Genomic DNA, 25,336 nt, shown 5'->3' on the forward strand with positions numbered 1-25,336 from the left:
AGTCCACGCCTTTCCGGTCTGCTGCCGGGATTGTTCGCGGCCACGCGAGCCATCGTCCACCCGAAGCGGCCGGGGATCAAGCCCCGACCGCTCAGGTTCCTTGGATGCCGGTCAGAACGGCATCAGCCCCAGCACTTGGCGAGGCCTTCCTTGGTGTCGATGGACTTGACGCCGGTGGCCGGCTTGTCGGTCACCAGGTTGACGCCGGTGTCGAAGAAGTTCTTGCCTTCGGTCGGCTTCGGCTTGGTTCCGTCCTTGGCAAAGGCGGCGATCGCCTCGATGCCGAGTGCAGCCATCTGCAGCGGGTATTGCTGCGAAGTGGCGCCGATGACACCTTCGGCCACCGACTTCACGCCGGGGCAGCCGCCGTCGACGGAAACGATCAGCACCTGGCTTTCGAGGCCGACAGCCTTGAGCGCCTGATAGGCGCCGACAGCGGCCGGCTCGTTGATGGTGTGGATGACGTTGATGGTGTTGTCCTTCTGCAGGAGGTTCTCCATCGCCTTGCGGCCGCCCTCTTCGTTGCCGTTGGTGACGTCATGGCCGACGATGCGCGGATCGGTCTCGTCGCCGATCTTGTTGGGATCCTTCACGTCGATGCCGTAGCCCATCATGAAGCCTTGGTCGCGCAGCACGTCGACAGTCGGCTGCGAAGGCGTCAGGTCAAGGAAACCGATCTTGGCGTCCTTGGCCTTGTCGCCGAGCGTGGCGGCGGCCCAGGCCCCGATCAGCTTGCCTGCCTCGAGATTGTCCGTCGCGAAGGTCGCATCGGCGGCGTCGATCGGATCGAGCGGCGTGTCGAGCGCGATCACCAGCAGGCCGGCATCACGCGCCTTCTTCACGGTCGGCACGATGCCCTTGGTGTCGGATGCGGTGATCAGGATACCCTTGGCGCCGTCGGCGATGCAGCTTTCGATCGCCGCGACCTGGCTCTCGCTGTCGCCGTCGATCTTGCCGGCATAGGTCTTGAGGTCGACGCCGAGCTCCTTGGCCTTCGCGGTCGCGCCTTCCTTCATCTTGACGAAGAAGGGATTGGTGTCGGTCTTGGTGATCAGGCAGGCGCCGACACCGGCGGCGGATGCGGACGAGGCAAACGCCATCAGCCCCAGAGCCGCGGCGGCAAACACGGTCGATTTCAACAATTTTGTATTGGTCACGATTTTCCTCCCAGTGGAACCATTCCGATGCCGGCCAACCGGCACCTGCAGCGCATCCAACGAAATTCTCCCAGCGTGGACGCTGCCTTAACAGACACCAGGCCGAAGCCCCTGTCAATAATTAAATCACTCTTATTTATTATTGACAGCATTGCTTCGTTCACCCATTCTGGCCCAAAAGCATTGAGGGGAAACGACGGGAGGAACAGGGTGGAAACGGCCATTGCGAGGCACGGTTCGCCCGAGGTGAATGACAGTCTCATTCACCGCGGCACCAACCAGAGCGGCATGCGCGACCACAATGAGCGGTTGGTGCTGTCGCTGGTGCGTCAACACGGCAGCCTGGCAAAATCCGACATCGCCCGCATGACCGGACTTTCGGCGCAGACGGTTTCCGTCATCATGCGCGAGCTGGAGGAAGAAAGCCTCCTGCTGCGTCAGGCGCCGTTGCGCGGCAAGATCGGCCAGCCTTCCATCCCGATGGCGCTCAATCCCGAAGGCGCTTTCTTCATCGGCCTGAAGATCGGCCGCCGCAGCGCTGAACTGGTGTTGATCGATTTCCTTGGCAATGTCCGTTCGATGCTGCAGCATTCCTATCGCTACCCGGCGCCGCGCGAGACGGTGGACTTCGTCAGCAACGGCATGCGGCAGATGCGCGGCGAGCTCACGCCCGCGCAAGACAAGCGCATCGCCGGGCTGGGCATCGCCATGCCGTTCGAATTGTGGAACTGGGCCGATACCGCCGGCGCCCCGCGCGACGTGATGGACGAATGGCGTCACCGCGACATCAGGGCCGACATCCAGGCGCAATGCGATTTTCCGGTCTATTTGCAGAACGACGCCACGTCGGCCTGCGGCGCCGAACTCGTCTTCGGGCAGGCGGGCGCTGCGCGTGACTTCGTCTATTTCTATATCGGCGCCTTTGCCGGTGGCGGCATCGTGCTGAACGGCCGGCTTTTCGGCGGCCCGACCGGCAATGCCGGAGCGCTCGGCTCCATGCCCGTGCCCGGGCCGGACGGCAAGCCGACCCAACTGATCGATGTCGCTTCCATCGCCATGCTCGAAAAGGCGCTCAATGCGCGCGGCATCGAGGCCTCGCATCTGTGGACCTCGCCGGAAGACTGGGGCGAGATCGGACCCGAACTCGACGGCTGGATCGCCAGCGCCTCAAGGGCGCTCGCTTACGCCATCGTCGCCGCATCCTCGATCATCGATTTCGAAGCGGCGGTGATCGACGGCTGGATGCCGAAGGCGGTGCGCCGCCAGCTGGTCGACGCCATCATTGCGGCAATCGCCACGATCGACGGCGAAGGCTTGAAGCTGCCCGCCATTCGCGAGGGAACCGTCGGTATCCATGCCCGGGCGCTCGGCGGCGCCAGCCTGCCGCTTTCCGAACGCTTCCTGATCGGCTCGACGACGATTTCCAGGAGCGCCTGATGCTGATCGGAATCCCGGCGCTGCTCGGTCCGGAGCTTCTGGCGATCCTGCGCGGCATGGGCCATGGCGACGAAATCGCCCTTGTCGACGGAAACTATCCGGCGGAACAGCAGGCAACCCGACTGGTACGCGCCGATGGCCACCCTCTTATCCCGGTACTCGACGCGATATTGAGTGTCCTGCCTGTCGATGACGCCGTGCCGGAGGCGCTGTTTCGCGCCTCGGTCCGAGGCGATCCCTCGCTTGCCGATCCTGTCCATCATGAGATCGAAGCGATCTGCGCCAAACGGGTACCAGGCCGCAAGGTGGTTGCGCTGGCCGGCGCCGACTTCTATGCACGGGTCAAATCGGCGCATGCCATCGTCGCGACAAGCGAGCCGCGGCTCTACGCCAACATCATCATACGCAAGGGCGTGATCTATCCGCCGGAGACCAAGAAGCCATGATTCTCTGCTGCGGCGAAGCCCTGATCGACATGCTGCCGCGCACGACGACAGCGGGCGAGCCGGCCTTTGCGCCTTATGTCGGCGGCGCCGTGTTCAACACGGCAATCGCACTTGGCCGGCTCGGCGCGCCGGCCGGCTTCTTTTCCGGCCTGTCGTCGGATCTGTTCGGCGGCCAATTCCGGGATGCGCTTGGGGCGAGCAAGGTCAGTTCCACCTATGCACACACCTCGCCACGGCCAACCACGCTGGCCTTCGTCAAGCTCACCAACCGCCAGGCGACGTACACTTTCTATGACGAGAACACCGCCGGACGCATGCTGACGATCGACGATTTGCCGCAGCTCGGCAACGAGATCGAAGCCATGCTGTTCGGCGCCATCAGCCTGATTTCCGAGCCCGCCGGCAGTGCCTATGAAGAGTTCATGCGGCGCGAGCATGAAAGCCGCGTCATGATGCTCGATCCCAACATCCGGCCGAACTTCATCCCGGACAAGGCCAAGCACCTCAAGCGCATTCGCACCATGATGGCGATGGCCGACATCGTGAAACTGTCGGACGAAGACCTGAACTGGTTCGGCGAAGCCGGCTCGCATGAGGATGTCATCCGCAACTGGCTGGACCGCGGTCCGAAGCTGATCGTCGTCACCCATGGCGGCGAAGGCGCGATCGGCTACAGCAAGGAGCACGCCGTCACGGTGATGCCCGAAAGGGTCGAGGTGGTCGACACGGTCGGCGCCGGCGACACGTTCAACGCCGGCATCCTCGCCTCGCTGCACGAGCAAGGCCTGCTGACGAAGGCGGCGATTTCCGGACTGTCGGAAGACGCCATCCATAAGGCGCTGGCGCTCGGCGCGAAGGCGGCGGCAGTGACCGTGTCGCGGGCCGGCGCCAACCCACCCTGGCGACATGAAATCGCCTGAGCAACGCTCAACATAAGTTGAGCCCAATCGATCACTTTATGTTTCGCAGGGGCTCTTTCCAAGGCTATAAGGGCGGGATGGCGCCCGACGAAGCCCGGATTTCCGGCATCTGACTGACATTCGCCGGGAAAACTGGTAACGGACTGCGACACTTCCGCAATTTAGGGCTCCGCCTGCCCGGCTTTCTCGGCAAGCGCAACTCTGGTACCAGCGGCCGATTATCTGGCTAACCCATTTTGAGGCCGACATGCAGTTCATCGATCTAGGCGCGCAGCGCGAACGAATCCGCGACCGGCTGAAGGCCGCGATCGACCGTGTCGTCGACGAGGGCCGCTATATTCTTGGCCCGCAAGTCACCGAATTCGAGAACAAGCTTGCCGCCTATATCGGTACCAAGCATGTCGTGGCCTGCGCCAACGGCACCGACGCGCTGCTGTTGCCGCTGTTTGCAGCCGGCGTCGGCCCGGGTGACGCGGTGTTCGTGCCGAGCTTCACGTTCGCCGCCACCGCCGAAGTGGTGGCGCTGGCCAAGGCCGAGCCGGTGTTCGTCGATGTCGACCCGCACAGCTACAACATCGACATTGCCAGCCTCGAAGCGGCCATTGCCATGATCAAGAAGGAAGGAAGGCTGAAGCCGAAGGCAATCATTCCCGTCGATCTGTTTGGCCTTGCCGCCGATTACGAGGCGATCATGGCGATCGCCAACCGCGAAGGCCTGATGGTGATCGAGGATGCCGCCCAGTCGATGGGCGGTTCGCTCGACGGCAAGATGTGCGGCTCCTTCGGTGCGGTCGGCTCGACCAGCTTCTATCCGGCAAAACCGCTTGGCTGCTACGGCGACGGCGGCGCGATGTTCACCAATGACGATGCGCTGGCCGAACAGCTTCGCTCGTTCGCCTTTCATGGCAAGGGCGAGACGCAGTACGACAATGTCCGCGTCGGCATCAATTCGCGGCTCGACACGATACAGGCGGCGATCCTCATCGAGAAGCTGGCCATTCTCGAAGACGAGATGGTCGCCCGGCAGGTCGTGGCAAAGCGCTATGCCGATGGGCTTGGCGACGTCGTTACCGCCGCCCGCAATCTGGACGGCAGCCGTTCGGCCTGGGCGCAATACGCTATCGAGACGCCGAAGCGCGACGGGCTGAGGGCGCATCTCGGCGAAAAGGGCATTCCGTCTGTCATCTACTATGTGAAGCCGCTGCATGCCCAGGTCGCTTATCGCGACTATCCGCGTACGCCGACCGGCCTTGCCGTTTCGGAAGACCTGCCGAAGCGGATCCTGTGCCTGCCGATGCACCCTTATCTCAGCGAAGCCGACCAGGACCGCATCATCGAGACGATCCGCAACTATATAGGCTCGAATTCGGCGCAGGCAGCGGCCGAGTAAGCTACCGGGCCTTCTCAGGCGGGGCTGACCCCTGCCCCGCCGCTGGCAATGAAATGCGGATTGGCGAAATCCTCGTCGTCGCTTTGCCGGCGCTTCCCATAGACCAGAGGCTGGCCATCGAGCGTGCGCGTCATGCCACCGGCGGCGCGCAGGATGGCGTCGCCTGCCGCCGTGTCCCATTCCATGGTGCGGCCGAAGCGCGGATAGACATCAGCCTCGGCACTGGCGAGAAGGCAGAATTTCAAGGACGAACCGACCGAGACGATTTCGGCGGCACCAAGGTCGCGAATATAGGCCTCGGTTTCCGGCGTGTTGTGGGAACGGCTGGCGACGACGGCCAGCGGCGCCACGGCCGTTCTCACCGAGATCGGCCGGCGGCCGACGATCTGGTAGCCGCCATCGATCTCGAGAGATTCCGCCCTTCCCGGCAGGCCGGAAAAGAAGCGGCCAGTGCAGGGCGCAAAGACGACGCCGACTTCCGGCACGCCATCGCGTACCAGCGCTATGTTGACGGTGAAATCGGTGCGGCGGTTGACGAATTCCTTGGTGCCGTCGAGCGGATCGATCAGGAAGAAAGCCCCATTTAGGTCGGGCGGCACGATGCCGGCGGAAGCTTCTTCCTCGGCCACGCAGGGGACATCGGGAAATGCGGCACGCAGTCCGGCGAGAATGATCTTTTCGCTCTCGCGGTCCGCCTCGGTCACCGGCGAGGCGTCGGACTTGCGGTCAACCGCACAGCCGGCGTGGAACACGCGCATCACCTCGCGCCCGGCCGACAAGGCCAGGCGCTCGAAGATTTCAAGCATCAGCCTGTCGTCAGATGCCGCCGCCGCTATCGTATTGGTCTTCGGCAATGTCGCGCTCGTTCAGCCAGTGTTCCAGGGCGTCGACCATCTCTTCGGCCGATTTGCCGAGTGTCTGCAGATGGATCTCCGGGGTTTCCGGCGCTTCATAAGGGGAATCGACGCCGGTGAAATTCTTGATCTCGCCATTCAGCGCGCGCGCATAGAGGCCCTTCGGATCACGCCTGGCGCATTCCTCGAAGGGCGTATCGACGAACACCTCGACGAATTCTCCGTCGGCCATCAATTCACGTGCCATGCGCCGTTCGGCGCTGAACGGCGAAATGAACGAAACAATGACGATCAACCCGGCATCGGCCATCAAACGCGCCACCTCGGCGACGCGGCGGATGTTCTCGACGCGATCGGCATCGGTAAAGCCAAGATCGCGATTGAGACCGTGACGGACGTTGTCGCCGTCGAGGATATAAGTATGACGGCCGGTGGCGAACAGCTTCTTTTCGAACAGGTTGGCGATGGTCGACTTGCCGGATCCCGACAGCCCGGTGAACCAGAACACGGCGGGCCGCTGGTTCTTCATGTCGGCGCGCACGCGCTTGCCGACATCGAGCGACTGCCAATGGATGTTTTCGGCGCGGCGCAGCGAGTGCAGGATCATGCCGGCGCCGACCGTGGCGTTGGAGATGCGGTCGATCAGGATGAAGGCGCCGGTTGTGCGGTTTTCGGCGAAGGGATCAAAGGCGATCGGCGTCCGCGTCGAGATGTTGCAGATGCCGACTTCGTTCATTTCGAGCGACTTGGCCGCTTCATGGGCAAAGTCGTTGACGTTGATCCGGTATTTCAGATCGGTGACGGTGGCGCTGGTCTGGTCGGTCTCGGTGCGCAGGATGTAGGAGCGGCCCGGCAGCAGCGCATGCTCGTCGAACCAGACGATATTGGCGGCGAACTGGTCGGCGACCTGCGGCCGTGCGGCAGGCGAAACCAGCATGTTGCCGCGCGAGATTTCGACTTCGTCGTCGAGGACGAGCGTGACGGCCTGTCCGGCAGCCGCCTGGGCGAGATCGCCGCCATACGAGACGATCCGCTTGACGCGCGAGGATTTGCCCGACTTGGCGACAACGACCTCGTCGCCGGGCGCAACCGAGCCGGAAGCGACCGTGCCGGCAAAGCCGCGAAAGTCGAGATTGGGACGATTGACATACTGGACCGGGAAACGGAACGGCAGTTCGACCATCGCTTGGTCGACCGACACGGTTTCGAGATGCTCGATCAGCGTTGGGCCGGAATACCATTCCATGCTTTCCGACCGACGGCTGACATTATCGCCATAACGGGCCGACATCGGGATCGGCACAATCGTCTGGAAGCCGAGATCGCGCGAGAATTGCCCGTAGTCTTCGACGATCCGGTCGAAAACCGTCTGATCGAAATCGACAAGATCGATCTTGTTGACGGCCAGCACGACGTGCCGGATGCCGAGCAGCGAGGCGATGATCGAATGTCGCCTTGTCTGGCGAAGCACACCCTGCCGGGCATCGATCAGCACGATCGCCAGGTCGGCGGTCGAGGCGCCGGTGGCCATGTTGCGGGTGTATTGCTCGTGGCCAGGTGTGTCGGCGACGATGAATTTGCGCTTCGGCGTGGCAAAGAAACGGTAGGCGACGTCGATGGTGATGCCTTGCTCACGCTCGGCCTCGAGGCCGTCGACCAGCAGCGCGAAATCGATGTCGTCGCCCGTCGTGCCATGCTTGCGCGAATCGCGTTCGAGCGCGGCGAGCTGGTCCTCGAAAATCTGCTTGGTGTCGGACAGCAGGCGCCCGATCAGCGTCGACTTGCCGTCATCGACCGAGCCGCAGGTCAGGAAGCGCAGCAGCGACTTCTTCTCCTGCGCCGCCAGATAGTCGCGAACGCCGTCGGTGGGGGCGAGGCTCTTTGCCATGATGTGGCGCATGGTCAAAAGTACCCCTCGCGCTTCTTCTTTTCCATCGAGCCGGCTTCATCGCGGTCGATCAGGCGACCCTGCCGTTCGGATGTCCGTGCCGTCAGCATTTCGCCGACGATGGCTTCCAGCGTGTCGGCCTCCGATTCGATGGCGCCAGTCAGCGGATAGCAGCCAAGCGTGCGGAACCGCACGAGCCGGTTCTCCACTGTCTCGTCGGGGCGGAGTTTCATGCGCTCGTCGTCCCGCAAGATCAGCATGCCGTCGCGTTCCACCACCGGCCGTTCCTTGGCGAAATAGAGCGGCACGATCGGGATACTTTCCTGCAGGATGTACTGCCAGATATCCAGCTCGGTCCAGTTCGACAGCGGAAAGACGCGGATCGATTCACCCGATGCGATGCGGGTGTTGAATATCTTCCACATTTCGGGGCGCTGGTTCTTCGGATCCCACACATGCTGGGCATTGCGGAAGGAAAAGATGCGCTCCTTGGCGCGCGATTTCTCCTCGTCGCGACGTGCGCCGCCAAAGGCCGCGTCGAAGCCGTATTTGTCGAGCGCCTGGCGCAGCGCCACGGTCTTCATGACATGGGTGTGGGTGTTCGAACCATGGTCGAACGGATTGATGTTGTCGCGCACGCCGTCTTCGTTGACATGAACCAGGAGATCGAAGCCGAGTTTCTGCGCCATCTGATCGCGAAAGGCGATCATCTCGCGGAACTTCCACGTCGTGTCGACGTGAAGAAAGGGAAATGGCGGCTTGGCGGGATAAAACGCCTTCATCGCCAGATGCATCAACACGGATGAATCCTTGCCGACCGAATAGAGCATGACCGGCTTGGCAAAGGCGGCCGCAACCTCGCGGAATATATGGATGGACTCGGCCTCAAGCCGCTGAAGATGCGTAAGCGCTGTTGTCATGGACCGTGGGCGTTCTTTCGTATTTCCAACAGAAGACCTTGCCTCAAATCATCGAGCTTTTGCGCCCGGTTCGAGCCTTGTTTCTGGACAATCTTCCTCGTGCCGGCGTTCTAGCAGATCGCCGTTGTCAAGAACAATGCAAGACTGGCCCGGCCGCACATGGTTCGAGAATGAATTTTCCACAGATACCATCAAACCCGGAAATTCCTGCCCGCAAGCTCAACAACCGAGAAAACGCGGGGAAAATATTGCTTGAATGACCGGCTACGGCTTTCAAGCGACTTCCCTTGGCCGACCGTCGCCTGCCGCCGATTTTCGGTGGCAATCCACCAGATACACTATCGAAAACGGGGGGCGGCCGCTATACCAGCTTCGGCAGCGGGCAAGCGCTTTATGAGGCCTGGGCAATTTCGAGGCGAGCGCATTCAACTTCGCTAAACAAGATCCGCCGCATGAAACTTGCCGAAAACAGCGAGCCCGAAAATTGAGCCGGCTTTCATCCCTCACACAGCAATTCTCGCCTTCGCGGATCAACAACTACTTCTCCATCCTTTGCTTCTTTTTTCCACCGGTTCTGGGGTCGGTGGTCAGCTTTGTGTTCAATGGCGGAGGCCTTTCGTCCGCGCTGCTGATTGCTTTAGGGAAAAGGCGCTTCAACGCCGACCGGCCCATGATCTGGATGACGGTCGCGATCTATGCCTACTGCGCCGCCAATCTCCTGGCGTCCATCGTCAACAACTCGTTTGTCCGGGATGCGCCGCATCTTATCCCGCTCGTCACCTTCCTGTTTTTTCCCGTGTCCTATTCGACCTGGAGCAACACGCAGAAAACCACGCTTGCCCGCATCGTCGTGCTTTCCAGCATGGCCGCCTGCTTTGTCGCGCTGCTCATGGCCGTCATCCAGCAATATTGGATTGGCGTCAGGGCGGAGGGGGGAGCCGGAAATCCGATCGTCTTCGCAACCGTCGTCTGCCTTGCCGTGGTGACGTGTGTGGCTGGCGCCTTGTCCAGTATTGAGCAAGCCCGGACACCCCTCTTCTACGCGATACTGGCCGGGACGATCGCCGTGATCTATTCCGGCTCGCGTACCATCTGGCTGGCACTGCTGATCGCCGGCATAGCCGTCATGTTGATCAACCGGCACAGGCTCAGGGGCAGGAATGCCGTTCGCCTGCTGCTGCTGCTGGCGGCAGTCGGCGTCGTGATCGCCGCTTCCAGCTTCCAGGCGATATCCGGGCGAGTCGACTTTTTGCGCTCCGATTGGGGTGCGCTTGGAGCTAGCGGCAACTACGACACCTCGTTGGGAATACGTGTTGCGCTTTGGGAGATCGGCCTCAAAGCATTCCATGACATGCCACTGTTCGGGCACGGTGTGGGTGCAACCCAGCTTCTGATCAAACAGGGCTTTCATGAGCAGTTCGCGATGGACACAGGCTTCAACCATTTCCACAACGGCTTCCTGACCGCCTTGGTGCAAGCAGGAATTCTGGGCGCCGTGACGCTGGCAGCGATCTTTATCGTTGCTGCTGGAAATGCCGCCCGGGTCTTGCGAAACAGCAGCGATCCGAACGAGCGGTTCGGCGCCACCATGATTATCGTCGTGGTGATCACCTATCTGACGGCCGGAATGACAGGCATCCTGGTCGGCCATGACATTCTGGACTCGGTGCTGATGGTCTTCCTGGTGAGCGGAACATATCTCGCCTCCGGACGCCATGTTCCTTTGCTGGACGAACCGGCACTTGCACCAGTCACGCAAGACCTGTCTCGGGCAAGGCCATGAAGGTTCTGGTCACGGGCGCGACAGGTTTCATCGGGCGTCTTGTCGTGCGCCACTTACGCGAAGCCGGTGCCGAGCTTCGCCTCGCCTCCCGCCATCCCGAGAGGCTTGGTTCGGAGAACGAGACTGTGCCGATGCCCGGCTTCGATGCGCCGGCCGCCGCCTTTCTGGAACTGACCCGGCATATGACTGACGTCGTCCATTGCGCTGGCCTCAACAATGATCGGGGAAATGCAACCGAAGCCGATTACCAGGCGGCCAATGTGGAACTGAGCGCAAGGCTGGCGCATGCAGCGGTGGCCCAGATAAGCGGACGTTTCATTCATCTCTCCTCGATCCGGGCGGTGATCGGCGCGCACGTCAGCGCAACGATCGACGAGGACACGCTTCCTGCCCCACAATGCGCCTATGGACGCTCGAAGCGCGAAAGCGAGATCACGGTTTTGGACGCCTATGCGTCGCATGGCCGCTCCGACGCCGCCGTGTTGCGCCTGCCTCCGGTCTATGGAAGCGGCATGAGGGGAAATCTGGCAACGCTGATGCGCCTTGCCGATACGCCGCTGCCGCTGCCGACGGGTGCCCTGACCGGAATCCGTTCGCTGATGTCTTCCGAGGCCGCGGTGCGAGCAGTGTCGCACCTGCTCAGCCATTCCGGGCCGCTTCGCCCGATCTATGTCGGCGCCGATGTGCCGCCGGTCGCCCTCGACGCCGTCATCGCCGCCTTTCGCAGAGGTTTGGGGCGGCCTGTGCGCCTGATGGCGGTGCCGGCCGGGCCGATACGGCCGGTGGTGGCCGCACTCGGCAGGCGGGCGTTCTGGGACAGCCTGACCGCCACACAGATATGCGACCCCGCCCTGCTGATATCGCAGGGGTGGACGCCCGAAGCCGGCACGCTTGAGCGGCTGGCCGAGCTGGCGCGGCTCAGCAGATCCTGACTTTCTTGCTTGACCATGATCTTTTCCAAAAACCGGTTTCCACTTTTGGGATCATGGTCTGCTCAGCTTCGGTAGAGCGTTCCAAACAGGATCCGAAGATCGAGCCAGAACGACGCGGTGCGGAGGTAGGCAGCATCCGTTTGCGCCAAGAGCTCCGGGTTAGACATGTCGATGCCCCTGATCTGGGCCAGGCCTGTTATGCCCGGCAGCGCCGCCAAAACCCCCAGCCGCCTGCGACACTCGATCAATTCCGTCTGGGTCGGCAGGCAGGGCCGCGGCCCGACCAGGCTCATTTCGCCCTTCAAGACGTTCCAGAATTGCGGCAGCTCATCCAGCTTGAACTTCCGCAAGACTTTTCCAACCGATGTCACGGAATCCGCCGGCGCCTCATGCGAGGGTAGCGACGGCGTCCCGACATACATCGTGCGCAACTTGTGGCAGCGGAAAAGCCGACCGTCACGGCCGACCCGCACCTGTGAAAAAATGGCCGGGCCCGGCGACGATGCCCGAACGGCAAGGACGGTGAGCGCCAAGACAGGAGATGTCGCCACCAGCAGCAGAGCCGCACCGGCAAGATCGAAGATTTGCTTGGCTGCCTTCATGAACGGCCGATAGTGCTCCCTGCCGAAGTCCCGAGGCAATGCCGCAGGCCAATGCCGTCAATCCGGTCGACGTAGCATGAGCCGATCTCTTGACCAAGCGCGCCACGCAACCGTCGCAATGTTCAGATGCGCCCCAGGACGAAGGCGAGATAGAGCCCCAGGTTTCCGGAAACGGTCTGCCGATAGACGCCGCTTCGGCGCAAGCCTGCCAAGCGGCGGAAAAGGCCGCCGTCGCGCCCGCGGGTGAAAAGGTCGAGGCACGCCGCCGCGTCCTCGGTCAGGAGGTCGCGATTGACGGCGAGGCCATCCAGGTTGAGGTCCGTCCAGCCGGCGAATTCCCCCTTGAACAGGCGGCCAAGCCGGGACACCCTTGCTTTCCAGGATACGTTGGCGCCGACCAGGTTTGCCGCATGCTGCCGGTAGCGCACCAGCGGCCGCGGATCGTAGCGGACGATGCCACCGGCAGCGGTCACGATGAGATAGGCCCACCAGTCGTGGCTGACGAACCCGGTCCGCATGCAGGCCCTGGCCAGCAGGTCGCGTGCCGCTGCGTTGAGCAGGATGGTGTTGCCGCCGGCGATGCTTTGCACAAGCGCGTTGCGAAAGGTTGGCGGCCGGGCAAACAAAGGCGAATGGCCGACAAGGCTTCCTGTTTCCGTCATGGTCGCGGTTCGCGAACAAAACATCAGCGGGATTTTCGCATCCTGGGTCCGCATCCAGTCGATAGCGCTCTCCAGCCTGTCGGGCTCCCAGATATCATCCTGGTCGCAGAAGGCATAGCAGTCCGCCTCGATGCGTCGATCGACGATCATCGAGCGGAAATTGGCGGCGAAGCCTTGCCGCGGCCCCTCGACGAGCGTCATTCGACCCTTGGGCCGCCAGCGGGATTTCCATGCCTCGATGATGGCGGTCGTGCCATCGGTGGAGCCATCGTCTGAAATCCACAGGTCGACCAGAGGGTGCGACTGCTCGAGCAGGGACTGCAGCTGCTCCTCGATGAAGGCGGCGCCGTCTTTCGTGCCCATCAGGACCGCGATGCGCAGATCATCTTTGCTCACGAGCAAGATCGCTTTCTGATTCTGATTGGATCTATCTCTTTGATTTGGCGCAATTCCCAAAGGTAAGCGCCGTGCGCTTTTCCCGGAATTGTTCTAGGTCGCCTGCCCGGCCGTCTTCGGAATCGCGTCTTGACGTGCACTTGCCCTGGCCTTCTTGGCGCGGTCGAGACCTGCCAATGCGGCGAGCGCGGCAGCCTTGTCCTGGTTTTTCGCCGATTGCTGCAGCGCCGTGAGCGCGACCTGGACATCCGACCATTCCACGACGTCCGTGCTGAGGCCGAAAATCTTCGAGATGCCGAGTTCGACGAGTTCCTCGTCTTCGCCATGCAGCGTTTCGTGGAGTTTTTCGCCCGGCCTTATGCCGGTGAACCGGATCGCGACGTCCTTGTATGGGCTCTTTCCGGACAAGCGGATCATCGTTTCGGCCACTTCAAGGATCGGCACCGGCTTGCCCATGTCGAGCATATAGACGGCATAATCGTCTCCGCTCTGCCGCGACGCGGCATCGGCCGCCGACATGATGACGAGATCGACGGCTTCGGCCACGGTCATGAAATAGCGCGTCATGCGCCGGTCGGTGATGGTGACCGGCCCTCCAGCCTCGATCTGCGCCTGGAATATGGTCGCCACAGAACCATTGCTGCCGAAGACATTGCCGAACCGCACTGCAATGAACTTGGTGGCCGGACGACGCCCACCCGTCTCGCCTGCCGGCGTGCCATGCAAGGCGCTGATGATCTGTTCGGCGGCCCGCTTCGTCATGCCAAGCACCGACGAGGGATCCACCGCCTTGTCGCTCGATATCAGGACAAATTGCGCAACCCCGCACTTGGCGGCGACTTCGGCACAGACGAGCGTTCCGAAGATATTGGTCTGGATGGCCGAATCCCAGTTTTCCTCGAGCAGCGGAACGTGCTTGAGCGCCGCGGCGTGAAAGATGATGTCCGGCCGGAATTCCGTGACGACACGCGTTATCTGGCGCCGGTCCGCGACATCGACGATGCGCACCTTGAGGCGGTCGTGGTCCTTCTCGTCAACGTACTGGCTCAGCTGGAAAATGCCGAACTCGGAGTTGTCGGCGACCAGCACCGCCTCGGCTCCCAGTTCCAGCGACCGCCTGACCAGCGTCTGGCCGATCGAACCGGCACCGCCGGTCACAATAACGCGTTTGCCCCCCACAAAGGCGCCGATGCGCTGGATGTCGGCCGCGACCGTCGGACGGCGCAGGATCGTTTCCATCTCGACGGTGTCGAGAACCAGCTTTCCGTGCTGCTCCAACTCCGAAAGGCCTGAGAACTGCACCACATTTATGTCGCCGTGCCGGGCAATGCGCACAAGTTCCGGATAGTCCTCGATTTCATGCTCGGCGCCGCTGCCGAAAATCAGCAGGTCCAGGCTTTTGGTGCCGGTCGCATAGTCTTCCAGGACATCGATCAGGCGCGGCATGGTCGCCACCACGGGAACACCTTGAATCCGCGTGCCCAACGGTGCGCCGCGCTCGGTCGCCATGATGCCTGCGATGGAATAGTCCGCCGGTTGCGCCGTGCGGGTGAAGCGAATGATCAGGTCGGCCTCGCCGAGCCGGCCGACAAACAGAGCGCGCTTGGCCTGCCTGGCGTCGGTCTTGCGGCCCAGAATCCCCCAGCTCGCGCCGTCACGCAGGAAGCGGTAGAACAGCCGGGGTGCCGATATGATGGTGAAGGAGACGAGGAAGAAGACGATGAACTGACGCTCGTTGAGCCCCGCCACCGGCCGGTAAAAACGCAGCAGCAGCGACGCCATGTAAAGAGTGAACGTCAAAATCGCGCAGCTCTTCAGGATGTTGAAAAAGTCCGGCGTCGAGGCGAAGCGCCAGACGGTGGTGTAGAGGCCGCTGTAGCGGAACAGCAAATGGCTGATGACGACGATGCCCGCCCATGTCGCCAGACCCTCGTTGGAGAGCGCTTCGAACGAAAGATTCGACCGCGAAAGGATAAGGCTGAGCGCCACGGCCACCAGGACCATGACCACGTCCTGGACCATGATGAAGGCGCGCCGCATCTGTGGCCTGAGCCCGAACACAGCTTCTAGGTGGGAATTCATTGGACGGCACTAGACTCCAGGCTCAAGGGCATCGACACCAGCGAAGTGCGAACACGAAGATACTTCGCGACCAATCCACCTTAAGTGCCATCCCCGGCCCCCGCCGTGGTGTATCGCATACTGCGGGGCGGAGGGCATAGCTAGAGATTTTTTCGGGAAGAGGCGTCCAGTGGAGAACATGGATCATGCTGGGGCGATTGCCGCAAAGGAAACATTATCAAGAGCTAATATATAAGTCACACAGCATCAGCATGCGTTCAGTTTTGCCGCAGTTGACTCTGCTCCCCACCGCGTTACGACGCAATGCGTTGCCATATGCCCATCGAAATGGCTATTAGAGACGGGCTTGGTGGTTCGCTATGGCCAGCGAAGAATAATGCGCCAGAATAACGGATTGCGATACTCTCAGCTATGATTGCGGCACTAAACGGCGCTTTTGACGACATCTCAAAGGCCATGAGATTACACCGGGTCTGGATCGCGCTTGCCCACGAGGACATCGGCGACCAGCACAGACGCACGACGCTCGGCCCGCTTTGGATGCTGGTAAACTACGTCGCCTTCGTGGGCACATTCGTTTTCGTGTTCCAGCCTGCCGGAAAGGGGGCCGCGGGTTATGCCGCCTATGTCGCGATCGGCCTTCTGGTATGGTTCTACCTGATGGAAGTCATGTCCATGAGCGTGGCGCTCTTTCAGCGCGAAGAGAGCTTCATCGAAGGCACGACACTGCCTTTGTTTGTTTATGTGATGCGACTGGCATTGCAGTCCGCCATCAGGGCGGGTTATGCGATCGCAGGTTGCGTTGTCATTCTGGTCATGAGCGGCTCCCCGGTCGCAACTCCATGGCTGTGGTCACTGGTAGGATTGTTGCTGATCTTGTTCGCCACACCCGCTCTTGTCACCGTCTTCGCGTTTCTCGGAGCTTTCTTTCCCGACAGCCAGTTCATCGTTGGCAACCTGCTGCGGGTCGGCATGTTCTTCACGCCCGTCTTCTGGATGAACAACGGTCACGACCCCATCCAAAAATACGCCTATGAGTGGAACCCGTTCACTTATTTTCTGGAGATCGTCCGTTTGCCGGTCATCAATGGAGAATTTCCAGCTCATGCTTTCACTGTAACTATCATTGCATCTTTGGTTACATGGGCGATTGCATTGCTGCTGCTCGGCCGATACCGCAAACAAGTCGTCTTCCTCATCTGAGTTTTCCATGGTTTCTATCAAGCTGGACAACGTTAGCCTTGTTTACAAGCTGCACGAGAAGCTGACGCTTTCCGCGCCGGATCGTCGTGTGGCTGGGCCAGGCGGCAGAATCGAAAGCTCGGGCAGAAAGCAGTTTGTGCAGGCGCTCGACGGCGTCAGTTTCGAATTGAAGGCCGGCGACCGACTGGGCCTGGTCGGCCCAAACGGGGCCGGCAAGACTACCCTTCTCAAGGTGCTGTACGGGATCTACGAGCCATCCGGGGGAAGCGTCGCGATCGAAGGCAAAGTCGACGCCCTATTCAACATCAACATAGGCTTCCGTCGTGAGGCCACAGGGCGCAGGAACATCATGCTGCGTGGGTTGATCAGCGGTTGGACGGAAGCCGAGATCGAAGAGAAGATGGAGGACATCATCGCCTTCAGCGAACTCGGGGATTTCATTGATCTGCCGTTCAAGGCCTACAGCCAGGGCATGGCCGCGCGACTGGCCTTTTCGGCGGCGACCGCGCTCGATCCCGAGATTCTGTTGATGGATGAGTGGATCGGCGCCGGCGACGCGTCATTCCAGGACAAGGCCAAACGGCGCATGGACGAACTGGCGGAAAAGGCGGGCATCATCGTTCTGGCCAGCCATAGCGAGGCTCTTATCCAAAGTGTGTGCACGAAAAAACTGACACTCAAAGGGGGTCGGATCGAATCGTTCACGGCAGAGCCGATCAAGCGTGCAGGGAAGGTGTCCAAAGCCTAATCCTTTCCGCGTACTGGGTAGCGAGACTGACATATGACGAAACAAGAAGCCGTTCCGATGAACGATTTGAAGCGCCTGTATCAGCGCTATCAGGTCGAGATCGAGCATGAAGTAACCAGCACGTTGCGTTCCGGATGGTGGCTCAATGGCGCGGCCGGCAAAAAATTCGCTGCAAATTTTTCCAAGTTCATAGGTGTTTCGGAATGCGTCCTCGTGGCCAACGGCACGGATGCGCTCGAACTTGCGTTGGCCGCGGTCACCACGCGCGGACGCGAGGTTGTCGTCGCGGCCAATGCCGGGGGCTATGCCAGTTGCGCCTGCTGGCACAACGATCTCATTCCGCACTATGTCGACATCGAACCGGCCAGCCAGCTCGTGGACATTCAATCGGTGCTGAAAGCAGCCAGCGTAGATACCGCTGCGATCGTCGTCACCCACCTTTATGGCGGCGTTGTCGATGTCCGCGCCATCAGGGACGGACTTGACCAGGCTGGCCTCTCGCACATTCCAATCGTGGAGGATTGCGCGCAGGCGCACGGGGCGAGAATAGGAAGCGACGTTGCGGGTTCGCTGGGAGATATCTCCACTTTCAGCTTTTACCCGACGAAAAATCTCGGAGCCATGGGTGACGGCGGCGCCGTTCTCACCTCCGACACGGTAATCGCCGGGCATGTACGGCAACTGCAGCAATATGGCTGGAGTTCAAAATATCACGTCGGCGTGCCCTATGGCCGCAACTCTCGCATGGACGAAGTTCAAGCTGCGATACTGGACGTTCTGCTGGGCGATGTGGATAGCCGCAACCGGCAGCGGCGCGGCATCCTGAGCCAGTACAAGTCGGTTGCCGGACGTCGATTGCAATTCCTGGAAGGCGGCGACGGCGCTGTTGCGCACCTCGCCGTCGCGCTCTGCGACGACCGGGATTCATTCAGAGCGTTTATGAAAGAGCGCGGCATCGACACCGACATTCACTATCCTGTGCTGGATTGCGACCAGGTCGGCTGGGCGGATCTGCCGATGAAGGGAAGCGAAAATCTCGCCGTTTCAAGGGCCAGCGTCAGCCGTCTTTGTTCCGTCCCCTGCTATCCGGACATGACGAGTGACGAAATAGAGCAAGTGTGCCTGGCCCTGCGCGAATGGGAGGCAATGTGACGACACGCTCGATCGTTTTCCCGATCTATCGAAATCAGGCTAACATCCCTTCCCTTCTGCAGGCGGTCGCCGATTTCCATTCCAGATATCAAGGCGACATCGAGTTCGTCTTCGTTGTCGACGGATCACCGGATGAATCCGGCCCTCTGCTGGTCGAGGAATTGAAAGCCTCGGGCTACGATTACAAGATCATTTTCCATAGCCGGAACTTTGGCTCGTTCACCGCAATTCGAACCGGGCTCGAACACGCGTCGGGTGATCAGGTCGCGGCCATGGCCGCCGACCTGCAGGAGCCGCCAGAACTGATCGTCGAGTTCTTTTCGAAGCTGGAAAAGGATGAGGCTGACGTCGTGTTTGGGCAGCGAACCGGGCGTAGCGATCCGCCCTTGACCAAATTTCTGTCGAGGGCTTTCTGGACGGCCTACCGCAGGCTGGTCCTGCCCAGCATGCCGAGTGGCGGGGTGGATATCTTTGCCTGCAATCGCCAGGTTCTGGAAGCGATCCTGTCGATCGAGGAGCCGAACAGCTCGCTTGTCGTGCAATTGTTCTGGGTCGGGTTCAGGCGGAAATTCGTGCCCTATCGGCGGCGCGAACGAGAGCATGGAACAAGCGCCTGGGGCATGGCGCGGCGTTTCCGATACATGATGGACAGCATTTTCTCGTTCTCTGATTTTCCGATCATGCTCACACTTTGGGTGGGTTTTGCAGGCTGTGTGCTAAGTCTTCTATTTGCAGTCGTTACCGTGATTGCGCGGCTGCTTGGCAATATCGACCCCGCTGGCTATACGACACTGGTGCTGCTGATCACCGGCTTCGGTTCGGCCAGTCTGCTGGTTCAGGGGATTCTTGGTTGCTATCTCTGGCGGGCTGTTGAAAACACCAAGTCGCGCCCGCTCAGGATCATCAGCCGCGTCGTTGACGGAACCGCCAAATGACCGACAAGCCTTTTTTCGTCCATGAGCGTGGTATCTGCGAAAGCCCGCATGTCGGCGACGGAACGCGTATCTGGGCCTTCGCCCACGTGCTGCCTGGTGCTGTGATCGGCTCGAGCTGCAACATCTGCGATCACGTCTTCATCGAAAATGACGTGATCGTCGGCGATGACGTGACCATCAAGAGCGGCGTCCAGCTGTGGGACGGGGTGCGCCTGGGCGATCGTGTGTTTATCGGCCCGAATGCGACCTTCACCAACGATCGCTTCCCACGCTCCAAGGAATATCCCGAGACGTTTCTGCTGACGACGGTCGAGGACGGTGCGTCTATCGGCGCCAATGCCACAATCCTGCCGGGCATTGTCATCGGCCGCCAGGCGATGGTCGGCGCCGGCGCCGTGGTGACCAAGAGCGTTCCCGCCAATGCCGTTGTGGTCGGAAATCCCGCCGTCATCATCGGCTATCAGACAGGTCCGCAGATCGTGCCCGCGGTCACCCAGAACTCCCCAGGCACAGTGGGCGAGAAAATGTCGCTTGGGGTCGGTGGTACCGAGCTCTGGCGGCTGCCGCATTTTAGCGATCTGCGGGGCGAACTCGCCCCGCTCGAATTCGGTGCAAACCTGCCGTTCAAGCCGGCCCGGTCCTTTCTGGTTTATGGCGTTCCCTCCGACAAGGTCAGGGGTGAGCATGCGCATCGCGAGTGCCATCAATTCCTGATAGCGGCCCACGGCCGCCTGTCCGTCGTCGTCGATGATGGCCATGACAGAAAAGAGGTATCGTTGACCGAACCCTCGATCGGTCTCTACATCCCACCCGGCATTTGGGGAATTCAATATAAATTCCAGCCGGACACCGCGTTGCTGGTCATGGCTTCGCACAGCTATGATGCTGGCGATTACATCAGGGACTATGCGGATTTCCTGGATACGGTCAGGCAGGATGGCCGCTGACCGCATCGGCGGAGACGCCGTCCGGTTCCTTGTCGCCGGCGGCCTGAACACCGCCCTGACCAGCCTTGTCTATTTTGCCGGCCTTGTTGTCCTGCCCTCAAGTTTGTCTTACGCGCTCGCCTGGCTGGCAGGCCTCGTGTTCGTGATGGTGTTCTATCCCGATCGCGTATTTCCCGGAGGTCGCACAGGCATCGCCGATCGACTGGCGATCGGAGCGTCGATTGCGGTCGTGTTCGTGCTGGGACTGGCAATTCTTAAAACACTCGAGAGCGTGTTGCAAAACACCGCAGTTCCCTTCTTCGTCACCCTTGCCATCACGACCGTCCTCAACTTCGTGATTTCTCGATGGATACTCCGCAGACCATGCTGACGCGCCAAAGCACAATACGACCCGCCATCAATCTCTTCGCGATTTTCGTCGCGATGTATTTTTCCGAGCTGGCTTCCTTTTCGCTATCAGTCGACGAGGAACTGGCCGCGTTCAGAACGGATGCGTCGATCTGGATCATTCAGGGGCGCTGGGGTGCGTATCTCATCGAGAAATTTCTCATCCCACATTCAGTGATGCCTTTGCTGACACCAGCCGTGTTCGGTGCCGGTTGCGTGGCCGCCTATCTCCTCGTTATGGACGCGATCGGCAAGCAGGAACTCTCCATCGCGGAGTATGCATGCTTTGCAATCTTCTGCGGTTTCCCGAGTTGGTTCTTCATTGTCGAGTTTTATTCGAACATTGCCGCTGTCGGGATCGGTCTGTTCGGTACCGCCCTTGCGCTTTGGCTGATCAGCAAGGAGGACACTTCGCCGCACAGCCTACGCTTTCTTGGCGCGGTGGCCGCAGGTGGTTTCGCGATCTCGATTTATCAGAGTTTCGCGCCGGCAATTCTGGTGCTGGGCATTGCCATCATAATTTTGCAAGCGCGGGCTGGCGCCGGCAAATCATTGGGGAGAGGCCTGCTTCATACAGTCTTCCTGTTGATTGGCGCGGCGGTGTTCTATGCTCTCGGTAACGCCATTTCCAGATCGTTCGTCCCCGGCAGCAACGCGTATTTCGAGTCACTTTCCCAACCTGGGTTTTTGTTTCAACACCCGGTTGTAGTCATTGGGCGCGTGGCGGAGGCGATAGGCGGGATCTATGCCCTGAACCAGAGCACCTATGGCGTTGCCTTGTGGGCAATTCCTCTCTTGCTGATCCTGGGCGGCTGGGCACTTTTCCAGGAGGCGCCCCGCACAAGAGTATTTTTGACGGCAGCGGCCTTCGTTTCGTTGCTTGTCCCCTTCGGTCTTCATTTCCTCGCCGCGGGCAGCATGCCCGTCCGGAGCCTCGTCGGGGTGCCGATCGCAGTGTGGCTGTTCGCCTATATCGCGGTGACGAGCAGAAATTCTAGAATCCGTGTCGCCTCGGCGATTTTGCTGGCGGTGGCGCTCTTTCAGATCCAGGTCGTCCAGAACTATCGTCAGGCGTCCAGCTATCTGGTCGACAAGCACGACACCCTTCTGGCGGGAGCCATCTATGACAGGCTGTCGGCCATGCCCGGTTTCGATGCGAAGCGGAACTACGCCATAAGTGTGTTCGGCTCGCAGCCATTTGTGACCAACTATCCGAAACCGCCGGACTCGACAGTCGGTCATTCCTTCTTCGAATGGGACGGCGGCAATCCTGGGCGCATTGCTCCCTATATGAGACTTCTGGGCTACTCCAATTTGATGGCTCCTACCCCGGATCAAATCGACCGAACAGTCGTCCATCTTTCATTGATGCCGGCGTGGCCAGCCCCAGGCAGTGTGGAAATCCAGGACGACATCGCATTGATAAAACTCGGCGAGACACCCAGCTACATGTATCAGCAAGCGCTTGCAAGGTTGGCCAATCGTTAAGGAGCCAGGATGCTTGGTAGGCTCTCAGTTGTGAGAGATATCAAACGAGCTAGAAGCCACACTATGGAATCGGGGGCAAGATGAACACCGGGAGCAAAGAGGGAAAGGAATTAGCGCCTCCTAAGTTGCGGATTGAACTGCCTGGTCTTTTGGCAATGCGTTGCTATGCAGCACTGTCGATTGTCCTTGCTCATTTAATTGCACTGCCAAAACTGAACATTCCGAGCTACCTGTGGTTCGTGCCAGCACATTTCGGCAACGGAGTGCCGCTGTTCTACGTAGTGAGCGCATTCGGCTTGTTTGTAGGATACGGAGGCAGGATCGAGACGCGGGAGGAGTTGCGAGACTTTTATCTGAGACGTTTCTTACGAATTGCACCACTGTTCTACTTCGTAATGCTATTCTACATCCCGTTCTGTAAGGCAATGTGGGGGACGACGATACCGCTTTCTCAGTTCGTCAGCTCGGCGTTGTTCATCTTCAACTTTGTGCCGAATCACGTCACCGGGTTCGTCATGGCGTCATGGTCGATCGGTGTGGAGATGGCGTTCTATGCCATCCTGCCGCTGTTGGTTTTCGCCATCACCGGACTTGCTCGTTCAATGGTGTTTCTTGCGGTAGCAGTATTCTTAGCAGCTAACTGGGCGTTGGCGTTCCAAGGGACGGAGGGCGCGTTGGCCCTCTTTGGCCAAACCTCTCTAGTAGCTCACCTGTTCTACTTTGCGGCAGGAGTAGCCGGATATTATGTTTGGCTGAGACTTCGTCGCACTTCGCCTCGGATTGGCCGAATAGTCTTTGCCGCCAGCCTTCTGACAATCGTTGGCCTGATCTGTTTCGCCAGCCAGATCACAGCATTCTTCGGAGCGATACTAGGGCCAAGCGGCGGCGCCGGCGTCAAAACCGCCTGGGCGGTGACATTGGCAGGCGCTGTCGTGGGAGTTTCCCTGTATCCGCAAAGGTGGTTCGTGAATCCTGTCGCGAAGCTGCTCGGCAACGCCAGCTTCAGCATTTACCTCTGGCATCCAGTCGTCATCGTTATCCTGGATAGCCTAGGTCTGTATCAAACGATCTACGCATCCTTTGATGGGGCATCCTTGCCATTCGTCGTCTCGGTGATTGCTACCTTTGTGGTGTTGATGCCACTATCGTTGTTAAGCTATCGGTATATCGAGCGACCCGGCATGGCCTTGGGAACCCGCTTTGGTCGTCTCCGGCCAGCTTGACGGACCTCTTTGCCTTTCCGTCCTGATGTCGACCAAGGTAAGGCGGCGGCATGGCGTCACCTTTTGAGGGGCGGTCTCAATTGAGATATTGAGATTTCTAGCCCGGGTGTCTAGACCGTGGATCGATGGTTGTTGGGTTGGTAATTTGTGGCGATTCCTATGACCCTCGATTGGTTGACCTCAGTCCGGCGTGTGCTACATGGCCGCGTGACTACCAAGAGTTTGGAGCCTCGCATGTTTTCCACGGCCGTCCCACACTTGCAGGCTGCCGAGCACGCGGCGGCTAACGGATGCACCGTCGAGGAGGCCCTTGTTTTCCTGCGCCGGATGGGCCTGGACGACTTCGGCCTCTTTATGATTTCCTTGCCGAACAAGGACTATCCCGGTTTGTCACGTCTCATGCCCGCCATGGCCAGCGACGATGTGCAAAAGACATGGACCGGAGCATCCGGCCTCGACCTGTACCAGCAGACTTCAGCGTTTACGCGTCAACTGGAGAACAATTTCACCAGATATGCCAAGGCACCGCTGGCTGGCTCTGATATCCTCGACTTCGGCTGCGGTTACGGGCGTATCTTGCGCATGATGTACTACTACAGCGACCCAACCCGAATCTGGGGCGTCGATGCTTGGGCCAAATCCCTGGAGCTATGCCGAGAGGCAAGATTGCCCGGCAAGTTGGCCCAATCGGAGCGGATACCTTCAGCGATGCCCGTAGGCGATCAGAAATTCGATCTGATTTTCGCCTTTTCGATATTCACACATCTTGCCCCTGCAACCGCGCGAGCCTGCCTCGCCGCGCTTCGCAATCACGTCAAGCCTGGCGGGTTGTTCGTGGCCACTATTCGGCCGGTCGAGTTCTGGCCGTTTATCGATGGCATTCGGAAGACTTCCGTCGCTGCTAAGATGCAGGCGGACCATCATCTTCATGGATTTGCATATCTTCCCCACGGCGGCGCCGAAGGCGAAACATATGGCGACATCTCTTGCGAGATCGACTTTTTCAAGGGAAGTGGTTGGACGGTCGTAGGGTATGATCGATCCGTAGTCGATCCATTTCAGGTATCGGTCCTGATGCAGCCTGACCTTCTATGAATTTTGACTTTCTCTTTATCGTGACCTATGGGCGGTCAGGTTCAACCCTGCTTCAAGGGGTACTGAACACCATCCCAGGCGTGCTCATCAGAGGCGAAAATGCCGGTGCTCTCCATGGTCTCGTCGGGTCATGGCAAGCAATAAAGATTGCGCAGGATTTATTCTCGGCCGAAAGCGACAAGTCCACCAGTCCATGGTTTGGCGCAGCGGACATGGACCTTGATTCGTACGGACAGGATCTTGCCGCCAGTTTCATACGGAATATCCTGAAACCACCGCCAGATATTCGCACCACAGGTTTCAAGGAAATCCGCTACCATATGGCCGCCGACGAACTGGCATTCGAGATGGAATTCATGCGGCGGTTCTTCCCACGCAGTGCTTTCTTGATCAACACGCGAGATCTCGAAGACACTATAGAAAGCAATATAAGAGCCGGCCATGACGTCTCAGAAGAAGACCTGATAGCGGTCGATCAAATGCTTCGCAGTACGGCTAAATCATCTGCAAATGACGTCTTCCACATACACTATGACGAATACCGCCATGACCTTGACCGCCTTGGGCCTCTATTCGATTTCATTGGCGCACATATTGATCGAGCCACATTGCAAAATGTCTTGGATACAAAGCACTCAGGATAAACCAGCTTCTCGATAGAGTGGGGCCACGAAGTTGGCGGCCTAATC

The 25,336-nt window shown here is 59.9% G+C and carries 24 protein-coding genes; 17 read left to right on the forward strand and 7 right to left on the reverse strand.

The genetic code is table 11. The annotated features are described in order from the left end of the window. Positions 1 to 122 precede the first annotated feature (122 nt). Positions 123 to 1,139 (reverse strand): sugar ABC transporter substrate-binding protein, encoded by a 1,017-nt coding sequence (locus tag M729_RS0132705; protein ID WP_024503693.1) that lies wholly within the window; start codon positions 1,137 to 1,139, stop codon positions 123 to 125. A gap of 228 nt (positions 1,140 to 1,367) precedes the next feature. Between M729_RS0132705 and M729_RS0132710 the strand changes: the two genes are divergently transcribed. The 4 genes from M729_RS0132710 (at position 1,368) to M729_RS0132725 (ending at position 5,350) form a co-directional block, all read left to right on the forward strand. Beyond that, the gene (locus M729_RS0132710) at positions 1,368 to 2,594 is read left to right on the forward strand and encodes an ROK family protein (protein ID WP_024503692.1); all 1,227 of its coding nucleotides are present in this window, start codon (positions 1,368 to 1,370) and stop codon (positions 2,592 to 2,594) included. After that, positions 2,594 to 3,040 carry an RbsD/FucU domain-containing protein gene (locus M729_RS0132715; protein WP_027164094.1) on the forward strand — a complete coding sequence of 149 codons (447 nt, stop codon included), beginning with the start codon at positions 2,594 to 2,596 and terminating at the stop codon, positions 3,038 to 3,040. The genes M729_RS0132710 and M729_RS0132715 overlap by 1 nt, the downstream gene beginning before the upstream one ends. Continuing rightward, positions 3,037 to 3,960 carry a carbohydrate kinase gene (locus M729_RS0132720; protein ID WP_027164095.1) on the forward strand — a complete coding sequence of 308 codons (924 nt, stop codon included), beginning with the start codon at positions 3,037 to 3,039 and terminating at the stop codon, positions 3,958 to 3,960. Before M729_RS0132715 ends, M729_RS0132720 begins: the two co-directional genes overlap by 4 nt. A gap of 247 nt (positions 3,961 to 4,207) precedes the next feature. Then, positions 4,208 to 5,350, forward strand: a complete 1,143-nt coding sequence (locus M729_RS0132725; protein WP_024503690.1) for a DegT/DnrJ/EryC1/StrS aminotransferase family protein — start codon at positions 4,208 to 4,210, stop codon at positions 5,348 to 5,350. 14 nt (positions 5,351 to 5,364) lie between these two features. Here M729_RS0132725 and cysQ read toward each other — a convergent pair whose 3' ends face one another. Genes cysQ through cysD form a run of 3 tightly spaced genes read right to left on the reverse strand, consistent with a single transcriptional unit; the run spans position 5,365 to position 9,012 of the window. After that, positions 5,365 to 6,156: a 3'(2'),5'-bisphosphate nucleotidase CysQ gene (gene cysQ / locus M729_RS0132730; protein ID WP_027164096.1), complete on the reverse strand. Its 792-nt coding sequence runs from the start codon at positions 6,154 to 6,156 to the stop codon at positions 5,365 to 5,367. Between the two features lie 10 nt (positions 6,157 to 6,166). Then, entirely contained in the window at positions 6,167 to 8,104 is a 1,938-nt protein-coding gene (gene cysN, locus M729_RS0132735) for a sulfate adenylyltransferase subunit CysN (protein ID WP_024503688.1), read from the reverse strand. Positions 8,105 to 8,106: 2 nt separating this feature from the next. Continuing rightward, positions 8,107 to 9,012, reverse strand: a complete 906-nt coding sequence (cysD, locus tag M729_RS0132740) for a sulfate adenylyltransferase subunit CysD (RefSeq protein WP_013532711.1) — start codon at positions 9,010 to 9,012, stop codon at positions 8,107 to 8,109. A gap of 287 nt (positions 9,013 to 9,299) precedes the next feature. On the opposite strand from cysD, the gene M729_RS1000000138695 reads away from it, so the two are divergent. Genes M729_RS1000000138695 through M729_RS0132755 form a run of 3 tightly spaced genes read left to right on the forward strand, consistent with a single transcriptional unit; the run spans position 9,300 to position 11,727 of the window. Continuing rightward, the gene (locus M729_RS1000000138695; RefSeq protein ID WP_027164097.1) at positions 9,300 to 9,500 is read left to right on the forward strand and encodes a hypothetical protein; all 201 of its coding nucleotides are present in this window, start codon (positions 9,300 to 9,302) and stop codon (positions 9,498 to 9,500) included. Further along, a complete protein-coding gene (locus tag M729_RS0132750) occupies positions 9,497 to 10,795 on the forward strand; it encodes an O-antigen ligase (RefSeq protein ID WP_027164098.1) in 1,299 nt (432 codons plus the stop codon). The genes M729_RS1000000138695 and M729_RS0132750 overlap by 4 nt, the downstream gene beginning before the upstream one ends. Beyond that, on the forward strand, positions 10,792 to 11,727 hold the full coding sequence (locus M729_RS0132755; RefSeq protein ID WP_027164099.1) for an NAD-dependent epimerase/dehydratase family protein: 936 nt from the start codon (positions 10,792 to 10,794) through the stop codon (positions 11,725 to 11,727). The genes M729_RS0132750 and M729_RS0132755 overlap by 4 nt, the downstream gene beginning before the upstream one ends. Positions 11,728 to 11,789: 62 nt before the next feature. On the opposite strand, the gene M729_RS0132760 is transcribed toward M729_RS0132755, so the two are convergent. The 3 genes from M729_RS0132760 to M729_RS0132770 form a co-directional block, all read right to left on the reverse strand. Further along, on the reverse strand, positions 11,790 to 12,329 hold the full coding sequence (locus M729_RS0132760) for a sugar transferase (RefSeq protein WP_024503684.1): 540 nt from the start codon (positions 12,327 to 12,329) through the stop codon (positions 11,790 to 11,792). Between the two features lie 122 nt (positions 12,330 to 12,451). Next, positions 12,452 to 13,387 (reverse strand): glycosyltransferase family 2 protein, encoded by a 936-nt coding sequence (locus M729_RS0132765; protein WP_027164100.1) that lies wholly within the window; start codon positions 13,385 to 13,387, stop codon positions 12,452 to 12,454. A gap of 93 nt (positions 13,388 to 13,480) precedes the next feature. Beyond that, a complete protein-coding gene (locus M729_RS0132770) occupies positions 13,481 to 15,469 on the reverse strand; it encodes a nucleoside-diphosphate sugar epimerase/dehydratase (protein WP_027164101.1) in 1,989 nt (662 codons plus the stop codon). Between the two features lie 411 nt (positions 15,470 to 15,880). On the opposite strand from M729_RS0132770, the gene M729_RS0132775 reads away from it, so the two are divergent. From M729_RS0132775 to M729_RS0132820, 10 genes are all read left to right on the forward strand, one after another. Then, positions 15,881 to 16,672 carry an ABC transporter permease gene (locus M729_RS0132775; RefSeq protein WP_024503681.1) on the forward strand — a complete coding sequence of 264 codons (792 nt, stop codon included), beginning with the start codon at positions 15,881 to 15,883 and terminating at the stop codon, positions 16,670 to 16,672. Between the two features lie 7 nt (positions 16,673 to 16,679). Beyond that, positions 16,680 to 17,420 carry an ABC transporter ATP-binding protein gene (locus M729_RS0132780; protein ID WP_024503680.1) on the forward strand — a complete coding sequence of 247 codons (741 nt, stop codon included), beginning with the start codon at positions 16,680 to 16,682 and terminating at the stop codon, positions 17,418 to 17,420. A 33-nt stretch (positions 17,421 to 17,453) separates the two neighbouring features. Next, positions 17,454 to 18,572, forward strand: coding sequence for a DegT/DnrJ/EryC1/StrS family aminotransferase (locus tag M729_RS0132785; RefSeq protein ID WP_024503679.1), 1,119 nt, complete (start codon positions 17,454 to 17,456; stop codon positions 18,570 to 18,572). Further along, a complete protein-coding gene (locus M729_RS0132790; RefSeq protein WP_198032159.1) occupies positions 18,569 to 19,507 on the forward strand; it encodes a glycosyltransferase family 2 protein in 939 nt (312 codons plus the stop codon). The genes M729_RS0132785 and M729_RS0132790 overlap by 4 nt, the downstream gene beginning before the upstream one ends. Next, the gene (locus tag M729_RS1000000139805) at positions 19,504 to 20,454 is read left to right on the forward strand and encodes a WxcM-like domain-containing protein (protein ID WP_027164103.1); all 951 of its coding nucleotides are present in this window, start codon (positions 19,504 to 19,506) and stop codon (positions 20,452 to 20,454) included. The genes M729_RS0132790 and M729_RS1000000139805 overlap by 4 nt, the downstream gene beginning before the upstream one ends. Continuing rightward, on the forward strand, positions 20,444 to 20,824 hold the full coding sequence (locus M729_RS0132800; RefSeq protein ID WP_027164104.1) for a GtrA family protein: 381 nt from the start codon (positions 20,444 to 20,446) through the stop codon (positions 20,822 to 20,824). Before M729_RS1000000139805 ends, M729_RS0132800 begins: the two co-directional genes overlap by 11 nt. Continuing rightward, a complete protein-coding gene (locus M729_RS0132805; RefSeq protein ID WP_027164105.1) occupies positions 20,818 to 22,329 on the forward strand; it encodes a glucosyltransferase domain-containing protein in 1,512 nt (503 codons plus the stop codon). The genes M729_RS0132800 and M729_RS0132805 overlap by 7 nt, the downstream gene beginning before the upstream one ends. 80 nt (positions 22,330 to 22,409) lie before the next feature. Continuing rightward, on the forward strand, positions 22,410 to 23,552 hold the full coding sequence (locus M729_RS0132810; RefSeq protein ID WP_027164106.1) for an acyltransferase: 1,143 nt from the start codon (positions 22,410 to 22,412) through the stop codon (positions 23,550 to 23,552). Positions 23,553 to 23,786: 234 nt separating this feature from the next. Further along, complete coding sequence (locus tag M729_RS0132815) at positions 23,787 to 24,647, forward strand: class I SAM-dependent methyltransferase (RefSeq protein ID WP_198032160.1); 861 nt, start codon at positions 23,787 to 23,789, stop codon at positions 24,645 to 24,647. Next, positions 24,644 to 25,291, forward strand: a complete 648-nt coding sequence (locus M729_RS0132820; RefSeq protein ID WP_027164108.1) for a sulfotransferase — start codon at positions 24,644 to 24,646, stop codon at positions 25,289 to 25,291. The genes M729_RS0132815 and M729_RS0132820 overlap by 4 nt, the downstream gene beginning before the upstream one ends. Positions 25,292 to 25,336: the final 45 nt, after the last annotated feature.

It is taken from the genome of Mesorhizobium sp. WSM1293, from assembly GCF_000513875.1.
Lineage (GTDB): Bacteria > Pseudomonadota > Alphaproteobacteria > Rhizobiales > Rhizobiaceae > Mesorhizobium > Mesorhizobium ciceri.